Origin of the sequence: Coleofasciculus sp., assembly GCF_046539235.1 — a bacterium.
Lineage (GTDB): Bacteria > Cyanobacteriota > Cyanobacteriia > Cyanobacteriales > Coleofasciculaceae > Coleofasciculus.
This window is the reverse complement of sequence record NZ_JBKHHI010000186.1, coordinates 1-12,142: the sequence shown is the minus strand read 5'-3', so window position 1 is coordinate 12,142 and position 12,142 is coordinate 1. Positions and strand designations below refer to the sequence as shown.

At 45.4% G+C, this 12,142-nt stretch carries 9 protein-coding genes; 4 read left to right on the top strand and 5 right to left on the bottom strand.

Going from position 1 to position 12,142, the window contains the following annotated elements; genetic code table 11:
* A partial coding sequence (locus ACLFWI_RS16890; RefSeq protein ID WP_446413878.1) for an ATP-binding protein occupies nt 1–3,274 on the bottom strand: 3,274 nt, incomplete at its 3' end.
* Between the two features lie 304 nt (nt 3,275–3,578).
* On the opposite strand from ACLFWI_RS16890, the gene ACLFWI_RS16885 reads away from it, so the two are divergent.
* The 3 genes from ACLFWI_RS16885 (at nt 3,579) to kaiC (ending at nt 6,582) form a co-directional block, all read left to right on the top strand.
* A complete protein-coding gene (locus ACLFWI_RS16885) occupies nt 3,579–4,496 on the top strand; it encodes a circadian clock protein KaiA (protein WP_446413877.1) in 918 nt (305 codons plus the stop codon).
* 118 nt (nt 4,497–4,614) lie between these two features.
* Complete coding sequence (gene kaiB, locus ACLFWI_RS16880; RefSeq protein WP_446334974.1) at nt 4,615–4,929, top strand: circadian clock protein KaiB; 315 nt, start codon at nt 4,615–4,617, stop codon at nt 4,927–4,929.
* A gap of 93 nt (nt 4,930–5,022) precedes the next feature.
* Nucleotides 5,023–6,582: a circadian clock protein KaiC gene (gene kaiC, locus ACLFWI_RS16875; RefSeq protein ID WP_446407425.1), complete on the top strand. Its 1,560-nt coding sequence runs from the start codon at nt 5,023–5,025 to the stop codon at nt 6,580–6,582.
* Between the two features lie 167 nt (nt 6,583–6,749).
* On the opposite strand, the gene ACLFWI_RS16870 is transcribed toward kaiC, so the two are convergent.
* On the bottom strand, nt 6,750–7,943 hold the full coding sequence (locus ACLFWI_RS16870) for an aminotransferase class V-fold PLP-dependent enzyme (RefSeq protein ID WP_446413876.1): 1,194 nt from the start codon (nt 7,941–7,943) through the stop codon (nt 6,750–6,752).
* A 307-nt stretch (nt 7,944–8,250) separates the two neighbouring features.
* On the opposite strand from ACLFWI_RS16870, the gene ACLFWI_RS16865 reads away from it, so the two are divergent.
* Entirely contained in the window at nt 8,251–8,700 is a 450-nt protein-coding gene (locus ACLFWI_RS16865; RefSeq protein WP_446413875.1) for a response regulator, read from the top strand.
* Nucleotides 8,701–9,068: 368 nt separating this feature from the next.
* Here the strand turns inward: ACLFWI_RS16865 and ACLFWI_RS16860 are convergent, their stop codons facing one another.
* The 3 genes from ACLFWI_RS16860 to ACLFWI_RS16850 form a co-directional block, all read right to left on the bottom strand.
* The gene (locus tag ACLFWI_RS16860) at nt 9,069–10,289 is read right to left on the bottom strand and encodes an L-lactate MFS transporter (RefSeq protein WP_446407434.1); all 1,221 of its coding nucleotides are present in this window, start codon (nt 10,287–10,289) and stop codon (nt 9,069–9,071) included.
* Between the two features lie 319 nt (nt 10,290–10,608).
* Nucleotides 10,609–11,283 carry a dienelactone hydrolase family protein gene (locus ACLFWI_RS16855; protein WP_446413874.1) on the bottom strand — a complete coding sequence of 225 codons (675 nt, stop codon included), beginning with the start codon at nt 11,281–11,283 and terminating at the stop codon, nt 10,609–10,611.
* Between the two features lie 159 nt (nt 11,284–11,442).
* A partial coding sequence (locus ACLFWI_RS16850; protein WP_446413873.1) for a BON domain-containing protein occupies nt 11,443–12,142 on the bottom strand: 700 nt, incomplete at its 5' end.

The following is a 12,142-nucleotide window of genomic DNA, read 5'->3' as shown; positions in this document are numbered from 1 at the left end:
TTTTATCAGACTCAGAAACGCCAACATTGAGGGATGAATCGGGCAATCGATGATCCAGCAAAAGAATCGGGGGTCGATTCGGGAGCTGATTCAACTCTTTTAATCCTTGAACCACGCCCAAATCATTTTCAATATCCTTGATCCGAATCAGAAGTACATCAACCATTTGTGCTTGAAGTTGATGGTAGACATCTGACCAACAGTGGGAGAATAAACTTCTAAATCCAGCCGCTTCTAGATATTGAATCAATGCCCGTAACCAAGGGGTGTAAGGTGTGACGGAATTCGTGTTGAAAGCGTGAGGTTTTGGACTAACTCCTGGAGTGTCGCCCAGATCAAAGATCAGAATACTCGACTTGCGACTCACTCCCGCCGCAATTTGAATCACTTGCAGCAGTGTGGTAATTTTCTGGGGGTTATCCGGGGCTAAACAAGGATAGACAGAAAGACCGATCGCTTGATTGGCAGCTTGTGTGGTTTGATGATCTAGGGTAATCAGGGGTAGCTCCGCTAATGCGGGATATAACGAATAGGTTTTAAAGTAACTTGGGGAATCGTTGATCCCAGCCCCGTCGAGCAAAACGATATCCGGATGCCAAACCCGCGCCAATAATTCTGCCTGTTCTAAATCATCGGCTTCCAATATGCGGTATTTTAGATCTGAATGTTGGCAACTGAGTATATCAGTTAACTGAGAAATTAGTCTTGACGATTCCGGGGGAACCTCGACTAACCCCGCACTGAGATAAAGCAGGGTTAGAACCTGATTGGCGGGAGGCTGATGTTTACCTAAGCGAGTCAGGCTTTTGGCTAATGCTTCCTCTTGAACCGGTAAACTTAAGAAGCCATCGGCGTTATTTTTATCAGCCTGTTCTTTCTCAGCTTGAGTCGCTGTAACTAAGATAGGAATGTGATGGGTTTGCGGATCAGACTTAAGTAATGTCAGCACATCCCAACCCGAAACTTGTGGGAGAATAGGATTGAGTAAGATGATGCTCGGTTGTAAGCTACGAGCTTTGGAGAGGGCTTCTGGACCAGAACGAGAATTGATCACCCAGTAGCCTAAATGTTTTAGCTGCACCGTCAGGCTTTCTAGATACCGGGGTACAGTTTCGACAATTAACACCAAGCGGTTACGATTGGGGGATGGGAAGTTGGTGTTTGCCTGTTCCCAGTCCTCAGTCTCTGCCAAATCCCTGCCAGAAGGGGGACAGGGGGGAAGGAGCAGGGTAAACTCGCTACCGTTGCCGTTTTTAGAGATAAACGAGATATCTCCTCCATGCAAGCGAGCCAAGCGTTGGGTTAAGACTAATCCTAACCCTGTCCCCTCAAACCGACGAGTGAGTGGTTCTTCCAACTGCTGGAATTTCTGAAAAATCAAGTGCTGTTTGTCTTCGGGAATGCCAATCCCTGTGTCCCAGATGGTAAAGGCTATCCAGCCATCTTGATTGTTAACCTTTAAACCTACGGTGTTTTGGCTGTCGGTAAATTTGAGTGCATTGGATAGCAGATGTGCCAGCATTTGCCGCAGCCGCAGTTCATCGGCAATGATGGTGTCTAGACCAGGTTCGATGTCTAATACAAAGGAGATGTCGGGGGTTGCGCCTTCTTGGGTTTGATCCTTGTCTGAGTAGACTTGCAGGGCTTGTTGATAAGCGCGATCGCACAGGCTTTGAATCTGCACTGGTTCTAACGTCAGTTCAAGCTGACCTGTTTCCATGCGCGTTAGATCCAGAATATCATTGACCACCGCCATCAGTTGACGCCCATTTTGGTAAATCAACCGAGCATAACGCGCTTGACGTTCATTGAGTTCGCCTAATAACTGATCTTTGAGCAGGGTTGATAATCCTAAAACGGCGGTGAGTGGCGTCTTGAGTTCATGGCTAATACAGGCTAAAAACTCGTCTTTCAGGCGGTTGAGTTGGACTAAATCCGCATTTTTGGCAGTCAGTTCTTGAGCGACTTGCTGTTGAGTCGTCGTGTCTTGCGCCATGACTAACCAAAGCTGTGAATTAGGGGGATTGAGGGTATTTTTGTGCCATGGTGCGTCTTTCCATGGTGTGCTTTTCCAGTCCTCAGTTGTCAATTCGGGGAACAACGAGGGAGGTAGAGACATTTTGGTCAACACAAACTGGCGATCCTGGATTTTTTTCGTCATTTCTAGGGTTTCCCCATCCCGGTGTGAGTCTTGAGGATACTGAGATGTTGCTGGAGACTCAAGTTCTGGATGTTGAGCATGGGGTGTCATGAGGTGAGTGCGATCGCCTGCACAGTCAAAACCCATTGCTCTAGGGGAAGTGAATGTTGGCTGAGTTTGATCACCAACCCCCCAAGTTACTGGCTTCTCCCTATTGTTGATCGGCTTATGGGTGGGGTTCGGTTCAGCTACCGCTAATGGTTCTGTCACCTGAGGATTTGTCTGCCCATTGGCACAGTAGCGGGTTGAGTCGGGCTGAGTGTTATGGCTGATGATGCCTAGATGGGAGGGTGATTCAACCGAGGTTGACTCTATCCCAGTTGGATGCTCCCAAGATAACCCTATCTGCTGACGCCAAGCCCGATTTTCGGACAAGACTTGCCCGGTTGCGGTTTGTAAACTCAGGGGGAGTGGTAGTTGTTCGAGGAGTTGGATTAAGGGTGATTGGGGATTGGGGAACCCTTCGCGACTATTGAGGGAATGGTTGGTAGGGGCGGGTAATGAAACTTGCTTTTGGCTATTGATGGTAACGTTTGTGCAAAAACCGCCCTGACGTAGAGAGGTTGCATGTAACGTCTCTACATCCTCAGTCTGGGGTTTAGGCGCTAGAAATTTCAATAATTGCCAGCTATTAAGCAGTCCCAAAAATCTACCATTAGGTTCGACTAATGCCCATTGTCTGGAACCTTCCGGGTAGGGAATGTTGGATGTATTGAATGGTTTGTCTGGTTTTCCCCTACCCAAGTCGGTTAAGATAGTCCAGAACTGGCTGATTGTCAACGATGCTGGTATAATCTCTAGGGGTTCAATTACAGAGGGTTCCAATTCCGAGAGCCGTTGAGAGAAATCTCTAGTTGCGGTTGTTCCTAGAGTTGCTGCTGACCTCGCCCCGGTCAGGAGATGGGGCATAACCTGTCGCAGATTCACGACTCCCAGAGGATAGTGCTGCTCACTGACCACAACAATCGAGTCACTCCCTGATGCCTGAAAAATCTCCAGTAGGGCAGTTAGATCAGTGGTTTGGGAACAAATCGGAACAGGAGCAGCACATTCTTTTAAACTGGGAGTTGACATGGATATGACCAATTAGCTCAAATCAGGGGAAGCGGCTAGGTCGCAGGCTATAAATTATCAAGTTGCCCATAAGCCGAATAGCGTCAGGGACTTGTTCCGCTGACCAGCACAACCACCGCTCTAGATCAATTATGGCGCTGGATCGGGGGGGTAAAGTCCAAAATGCTTACAATTACTTACAATTCTTAGAGTACTTAACGTAATGTTAATTAACTTTAGAAAAATTTTGTTAAAATACGTGACAGTCGAGAAATTGAACTCGGCAATTGGTAAGGTTGTTTTTCAACATTAAAGTCCTATCGTTTTGTATCCTCAACTGTCAATTGGTATTTTTGTTCGTTCCCCAGCCCTGGCGCAGTCACTGAGCCAGGTTTTAAGTGGCGATCGCTATCTTTTATTGATCGCGAACTCAGCCGCTGAGTTTCTGGAGTTCGTGGAACAAAAACAGCAGCATATCGATTGTTTAGTGCTGCAAGATGACGACTCCTTACCACCCGTTATTAATCAGTTGTACGAACAAGGAACCCTACTTCCTCTAGTTGTTTTTCCCAAAGAATCAAAAAACAATGGTTCTGTTGTTGTCACAAATGCTCAGCCCAACCCAATTCAAACAACCGTTCGTTGTACACCAGGGGAGGTGCATTATTTGTTTCACGCCGCTGAAGTTCGACTCGATATTAGCCAAGTCTCTGACATAGAACATTTCCTAGAACAGGCAATTACCCAGTTCCTTTCCCTTTCTCCGAACTGCAACTTGCCAACTCTTCTGGCTAATACGGATAAGAAAACCGAAGAAATTCATCGGGGTTCTTTAATGAAGCAGCAGTATCGGTTATCTGAAAAACTCAAAGAGCGACTGGGATATCTCGGTGTTTACTATAAACGAAATCCTCAGTTTTTCTTTCGCTATTTACCTGAAAATGAAAAAAGCAAACTGATCGAACAGCTTAAGAGTGATTATCGTGAGATTGTTTTAATGTACTTCAGTCAAGCAACCGCGATTAACCAGTTAATTGATAATTTGGTAAATGAAGCATTTTTTGCCGATATATCCGTTTCTAAAATTGTAGAAATTCACATGGATTTGATGGATGATTTTGCTAAACAACTCAAGCTAGAGGGTCGCAATGAAGATATTCTCACAGACTATCGTCTAACGCTGATCGATGTAATTGCTCATTTAGGTGAAATGTATCGTCGCTCGATTCCCAGAGAGTTATAATTATAATTGTGGTATTAGCAATTCGCTCCCGACCCATCAACGTCAACGGTGAACGAATTTCTTCCGGGTTACTTTTAAATTGGCAACTATCCTGCGCTTATTACTAATGGCTAACCCTATGAGTCCCTTAAAAAAAACTTATGTCCTCAAGCTTTACGTGGCTGGGAATACTCCCCACTCAGTTACCGCATTGAAAACCCTCAAAAATATCCTGGAACAGGAATTTCAAGGGGTTTACGCCCTGAAAGTGATTGATGTACTCAAAAGTCCTCAACTTGCTGAGGAAGATAAAATTTTGGCAACTCCAACTCTAGCGAAAGTTTTACCCCCTCCGGTGCGAAAAATTATTGGGGATCTGTCTGATCGCGAAAAAGTCTTAATCGGATTGGATCTGCTTTATGAAGAAATTCGGGATGGAGAGATAGATTTTTAGGGCATGTTCAGATTTTATGAGATAATAGCGGATTCGAGATCTATTCTCAGATGAAGGCGATTTGAGTTATATCTTTAAATTTGACGAAAAAATATGAGTCCATTTAATCTAGATGAGCAAAGACCCGATGAATTTACCACCCCAGGAGTCCATAAAATCCGGACGATGATTGAAGGGTTCGATGATATTAGCCATGGGGGGTTACCCGTGGCTCGAACCACACTGGTTAGTGGCACCTCTGGTACAGGTAAAACATTGTTTGCGGTTCAGTTTCTCTATAACGGAATCACTCAATTTGATGATCCGGGTGTCTTCGTTACCTTTGAAGAATCTCCCAACGATATTATTAAAAATTCCCATAGCTTAGGCTGGGATCTGCAAAAGTTAATTGATGACGGCAAACTTTTTATTCTGGATGCTTCTCCTGATCCCGAAGGACAAGAAGTTGTCGGGAACTTTGATCTGTCCGCTTTAATTGAGCGGATTCAATACGCGATTCGCAAGTACAAAGCCAAGCGCGTCTCGGTTGATTCGATTACTGCCATATTTCAACAATACGATGCGGCTTCAGTGGTGCGGCGAGAAATTTTTCGCTTAGTCGCTCGTCTGAAGCAAATTGGCGTGACTACTGTGATGACGACGGAGCGCGTTGAAGAGTATGGACCCGTAGCCCGGTTTGGTGTGGAAGAGTTTGTCTCCGATAATGTGGTAATTGTTCGCAATGTTTTGGAAGGAGAACGGCGACGCCGCACCATTGAAATTCTCAAGCTACGGGGTACAACCCACATGAAAGGGGAATACCCATTTACCCTCAGCAATCAAGGATTTAATATCTTCCCCTTAGGTGCCATGCAATTAACTCAGCGTTCGTCTAATGTTCGGGTATCCTCTGGAATTAAAACCCTGGATGAAATGTGTGGTGGTGGCTTCTTTAAAGATTCCATTATTCTAGCAACGGGAGCTACGGGAACCGGAAAAACTTTATTAGTTAGTAAGTTTATTCATGATGCTTGTTTAAATGAAGAACGGGCGATTCTCTTCGCTTACGAAGAATCCAGAGCGCAGCTCACGCGAAACGGTTTATCCTGGGGTATCGATTTTGAGGAAATGGAGGAAAAAGGGTTATTGAAAATTCTTTGTTCTTACCCAGAATCGGCAGGATTAGAAGATCATTTGCAAATTATTCAAACCCAAATTCAGGAGTTTAAACCCTCTCGCATTGCCATTGATTCTCTTTCGGCGTTAGCGCGGGGAGTGAGCAATAATGCATTCCGTCAGTTTGTGATTGGTGTGACGGGTTACGCCAAGCAAGAAGAAATTACCGGGTTTTTTACCAATACAACGGATCAATTTATGGGATCGAATTCAATTACAGATTCCCATATTTCTACGATTACTGATACAATTTTAATGTTGCAATACGTAGAAATTCGGGGGCAAATGTCCCGGGCAATTAATGTATTTAAAATGCGTGGGTCTTGGCACGATACCGGAATCCGGGAGTATACGATTAGCAAAGATGGGGCAGAAATTAAGGATTCATTCCGCCATTACGAGCGGATTATCAGTGGTTCCCCCAGTCGGATTACGGTTGACGAAAAGAGTGAACTCTCGCGGATTGTGCAAGGTGTGCGACAAAAGTCAACGGAATAGTTATTGGTCATTTGTCATTTGTCATTTGTCATTTGTCAGGATTTGGTGTTAGGGCGGGTTTTGTTGAGATGTTATCACTGACATTTTAATTGAATAAGGGCGGGTTTTGTTGAGATGTTATCACTGACATTCTAATTGTGTGGCTAAACCCGCCCCTACACCCGCCCCTACAATTGAGACGCGATCGCGTCCACTAACTGATCCATTTCCTCATAGTCTGTAAAGTAATGAACGCAGGCGCGAATGCAGTCGGGATCACGCAGGGTGCGAAGTTGGAAACCCTTGTCTTCTAATTGGTTGACAAGTTGGGAAGAGGGGGTACTATCGGTTAAGACAAAGGACACTAAACCCGCTTGGGGGGGAGAGTTCAATAAGCAACGCACCGAGTTTAACTGGGATAAACGTTGCCAAAGATACTGACTGCGCTGACAAATTTGTTCGTAGCGGCTTTGATCTGTTCCCCATTGCTGATGAGTTGCGATCGCCTCTCGCAATCCAACATAGAGAGGATAGGCGGAGGTGGCGACTTCAAAGCGTTGTCCATCCGGTTTCCAGCCGATGGGTTTACCTCTGTTGTCCATCGTAATACCGCGCCAACCAATAAATGTGGGATGCAGGTGTTCTAATACATCAGGGCGCACGTATAAACCGCCAACCCCAGCAGGTCCACACCACCATTTATGACCTGTAAAGGCATAGAAGTCTACCCCAAGTTCGCTTAAATTTAAGGGTAAAGAACCGACGGATTGGGCTGCATCGACTAAAATTCTAATCGGGGTGTTTTCTGTCGCCGTATTACGACAGGTTTCTACAATTTCTTTTAAGGGCAAAACTTGACCCGTATTCCAGAGGATATGACTAAGAACCACTAAGCGGGTACGCGGTGTCAGGTGTTGTTTGATTACGGCGATAGGATCACCCTGGTTCAGCGTCGCCATAATTGGACAAGTGGACACCTCTACACCAAATCGCCGTCCAATCTCTTCTGCTGTAGCCACAATACCCGGATGTTCACAATCCGTCAGCAGGATGCGATCGCCAACGTGCCAGTCTATTCCCCAGAAGGCAATATTACAGCCAACGGTGACATTTTCGGTGAGGGTAATCGTTTGCGGCGGCGTTCTCAACTCCGATGCGATCGCACCTCGAAGTTGCCCAGTTTGTTCCAAGCGCCACTCATTGACCTTACCAGAAAACGGTCCATGATCCTGAGTATACTCATAAGCTTCTTTAATCGCCGTTAATGACCTTGCGGGGAGAAGCCCTTGACCGCCAAAGTTGAAATAGGCTTTGTTGGCTAAAGCCGGAAACTGCTGTCGATGGTGTTGCAGATGAGTTGATGCACCAGAGATGTCTGTCATGGAAAAGTCAGTGATGGGCTATGGTCTTGCTATTATCCTCCCTTCTGGGAACTCCCTTGGCAAGTTTTTACTGTATCCCAGAAATGCATCATGATCATCTCAATAATTCCAATTTTGTCAACACGATAAGCATATATACTGACTCATTTTCCTTAAACTCAGCCATTCTACCTAGGATGATTCAGCGAATCAACGGATTTTTGGTTACAGGAAGTAAAGGTATTCTGGTAGATAACACAGACATCTAAAAGCAATTTCCTATTTTTATTGCGTCCCAGCAGATTTACACTTTCAGGCTAATCTTCCTATGAGTAAGATTTTATTGATTGAGGATAGTATCACCCAGTTAGCATTGATGAATCTTTATCTACGTGATAGCGGTCATACGAGCATCAATCTAACCAACCCAAAAGAAGCACTGAATAAGGCAGTCTTGTATAAACCCCATGTTATTGTCACTGACTTAATGATGCCGGAAATGAATGGGTTTGAGGTGTGTCGTCAGCTTAAAAAACACCCAGAGACTCAGAACATTCCCATTGTTATATGTTCGGCTAAAAATCATAAAATTGACCGAATTTGGGGCATGAAACAGGGGGCAATCGCCCACTTAAGCAAACCGTTTTCTCGCCAGCAACTTATTCAAACAATTAATAAAGCTCGTCTAAGTTCGCCGAAAAATTATCAACAGTATAGACTGCGTGAATTAGTTGAACTCTATCCCCTTGAATGGGGAACCCTGGCAAATGTTGGTTAATCGGATTTACTAGACTTTGGACAAACAAAGTGCGATCGCTGTTGGGAATCTGGTGTTTTTTGATCGGGTTTCAGGTTAATATTAAAATATGATATCGGGACATAAAACCCAATGTAGGGGCGGGTTTAGGGACAAAATTAATGGAGCCACCAATCACCTTTCTACAAAACCCGCCCTGCCCCAATCTTTCACTGCTAGTTTGGGATTAATCGATTGCCTTTCGGTGGGGGAATGGGCGGGTTTTGTTGTTCCATTATTGATGGATATTTGAATTGAGTACCTAAACCCGCCCCTACATCTAATTTTTCTGCCCCAAATGCCTTGGCAATAAATTACGCAAATTTATTTTTTAGTCCAAAGTTCAATACTTAAGCTCGCAGCTTCAATTGGGCAATAATAATACCAATGACGGCTAAAATGGCGGTGGGATAGAAAGCATAAGTGTAGCTGCCAAATAAATCCCGGAGTTGTCCGATGGCGAGAGTCCCTAATAATGCTCCAGCGCCATAGGCGGTGAAGACAATCCCATAGTTCTTAGCATAGTCCTCTGGAGGAAACAGAATCAGGGTTGCTGTCGGTGCGATCGCTAACCATCCTCCTAAGCAAAGCCAGAACAGAGAAAAGGCAACCAGATAGGTCAACGTTTGCCCCTCTCCAGCATTGAGCATCAAAATTGAAGCGATCAGAATTAACACATAGGAGATAGTTGCCGCTCCCTTTGGTTGTAGGCGATCAGTTAACCAACCAAATAGAGGACGCCCGATACCATTAAAAACAGCAAAGATAGACACCGTAATCGCGGCAGTCGTCGCATCAAGTTGAATAATTTCCTGTGCCACGGGGCTAGAAATACCGATCGCCGAGAGTCCGACAAACGTGCCGATGGTATAGCAAAACCAGAGCGCATAAAAAGACGGTGATTGCAAGAGTTGTCGCCGCTGATTTTTGGTTGTTTCGAGCCGTTTGGGTGTCCAGTTGTGGGGTTTCCATCCGACTGGGGGTAATCTTAAGGTGATGGAGATGACGAGAATAATTGCTGTCAAGCTAATCCCCAGAATCGCAAAGCTAGGAAGAACGCCAAACGCCTCAATTAAGCCTTTTGCTATCGGCGCCGTCACCAAGGGAGAAAGTCCAAACCCGATCGCCGTCAATCCCACTGCCAACCCTTTGCGATCGGGAAACCATTTAGCGGAAACGGCTAGGGGAACACCATAGGCAATGCCAACTCCCGCGCCAGCAATTACCCCATAAGTAATGGTTAAAAGAATGATATTCGTGGTGAAACTGGAGAGGAGATAACCAATTCCCGTTACCACGCCACCAATCGCGGTAATTTTGCTCACACCGATCTTATCAATGTAGAATCCCGTAATGGGCATCAACAGGGCATAGAGGACTAATAAAAAGGTGAACGGTAACAAACTTTGGGTGGCGCTGATGCCAAATAAGTCCTCTAGCGGTTTACGGAAGATACTCCAAGAATAGACTGTGCCTAGACACAGTAGGACAAGCGAGCCTAACGGGATTAAAAACCATCTGCCTTTTTCTGCTGGCAAGCCAAAAACGCGAACAGATTGCCAGTTATCCATAGCATCTCCTACACACAGCTGATCATCCAAGAGGATACCACCTGAATCGTATCTGATCAGCTAACTGGGTCAAGCTAATATTCGGCTCTATGATCCCCTTTGTCGATTGGGTTGAGGTACGTAGGTAGAGCCTTCTCGAAGAATAAGCCAACTTAGCAGGTAGCTTCATGATTGTCTGCGTTCTCTGACATTCTCCCCTGATTTTCAATCGGGCTAGCAAAATTTTCTAAGTTGGCTTGTTGCAGCTTGGCATCTGATTCTATCCTTGTATACTCACTTAGTTATTTTTACCCGTCCTGACTTCGATCAAAACCTAAGATTATTTCCCAGCCAGACAGCGCTCAAACCAATCACAAGCGAGTTGTGCCACATTTTCCAAGGCACCAGGTTCCTCAAACAAATGGGTAGCCCCTGGAACAATTTCTAATTTCTTTTCAACCTCTAGCTGTGCCAAAGCCTCCTTGTTCATCTCAATCACGGGAGCATCATTACCACCAACAATTAGTAGCGTCGGTGCTTGTACCTGCGGTAAAACCGCTCCCGCCATATCAGGGCGTCCGCCACGGGAAACGATCGCATCAACAGCTTGAGGGCGGCGGGCGGCGGCAACTAAAGCTGCACCCGCACCCGTACTGGCACCAAAGTAACCCACTGGCATCTTGGGAACATCTAAGTTTTGGGCAAGCCATTCTGTCGCCGTCACCAGCCGATCTGCCAAGAAGTCGATATTAAAGCGCAAATGTCCTGTCAGCCTATCTTCTTGTTCTTCATCTAAAGTCAGCAAATCAAACAGTAGCGTAGCTAACCCGGCTTGGTTAAGGACTTCAGCAACATATCGATTGCGGGGACTATGGCGAGAACTACCACTCCCATGAGCAAAAATTACCACGCCCTGAGTCGTTTCAGGCATATTCAAATTGCCTTCTAGGTTAACTCGACCCGATGGAATTTGAACAGGTTTTTGTTCTACGTTTAATGCTGATGTTTTAGTCATGGTTTTATTCTCAGTAGTTTTATTCTCAGTATCAGTATTGGTTAATTTTTGAGTGTGGAGCGTGTAGGGGCGGGTTTCACTATTAACGTTTCTTACCTCACCCAGATGCAACTAAACCCGCCCTAATGTAGAGACGTAGCATGCTACGTCTCTACATACCTAGGTATAAATGATGTTAAGTTGATCAACAACATCGATCACGCCAGTTGTATAGATAGCCGCGTTATAGGCAGATCGCCACGCCGCCCAATTGGGAACATTGCCACCTAAGATGACAGTGCCATTATCTACAGCCACCGTCACATCCTCAACATTGACATGAGAATTCCTTGCCAAGGCGGCTTCAATATCTCTAGCGATTACCTGATCAAGGGGTTTATCGCTCAGAACCACCCCAAGTTGATTAATTACATCGATGACACCCGCAATCCCGTAAGCATCCTGTTCCGCTTGATATTTCTTCCAGTAAGCATTCACAGTACCTCGGAGGGTCACAATTCCTGAGGTAACACTGACTTCTATCTGCGCCGAATCAATATCAGGTTCCCAAACTAAGACAGCGTTTACACTCGATGCAATTTCGCTGTCCGGAGGAACTGTTATCGCTGGTGGATATTTTACCTGGAGTTGGTTATCCACTTTCTGAATTCCCGATACCACCCAAGCGTCTTCTGCTGCTGCCATTTTGGCACGGTAACTGGGTACAGTGCCTCTCAAGATAGCTTTACTATCTTCAATCGTAATGTCAACCTCCGCTGCTGGCACGCGCCCATCCCACTGGATTTGCTCTTCAACTCTAGTGGCAAGTTCTTTGTCTGTCATGAAAACCATACCTATCACCTCAAATCGCCATTTGGTG

Coding starts and splice junctions, on each gene's coding strand:
- ACLFWI_RS16865 (WP_446413875.1), top strand. CDS start 8,251: ATGAGTAAGATTTTATTGATTGAGGATAGTATCACCCAGTTAGCATTG.
- ACLFWI_RS16870 (WP_446413876.1), bottom strand. CDS start 7,943: ATGACAGACATCTCTGGTGCATCAACTCATCTGCAACACCATCGACAG.
- ACLFWI_RS16855 (WP_446413874.1), bottom strand. CDS start 11,283: ATGACTAAAACATCAGCATTAAACGTAGAACAAAAACCTGTTCAAATT.
- ACLFWI_RS16860 (WP_446407434.1), bottom strand. CDS start 10,289: ATGGATAACTGGCAATCTGTTCGCGTTTTTGGCTTGCCAGCAGAAAAA.
- kaiC (WP_446407425.1), top strand. CDS start 5,023: ATGAGTCCATTTAATCTAGATGAGCAAAGACCCGATGAATTTACCACC.
- kaiB (WP_446334974.1), top strand. CDS start 4,615: ATGAGTCCCTTAAAAAAAACTTATGTCCTCAAGCTTTACGTGGCTGGG.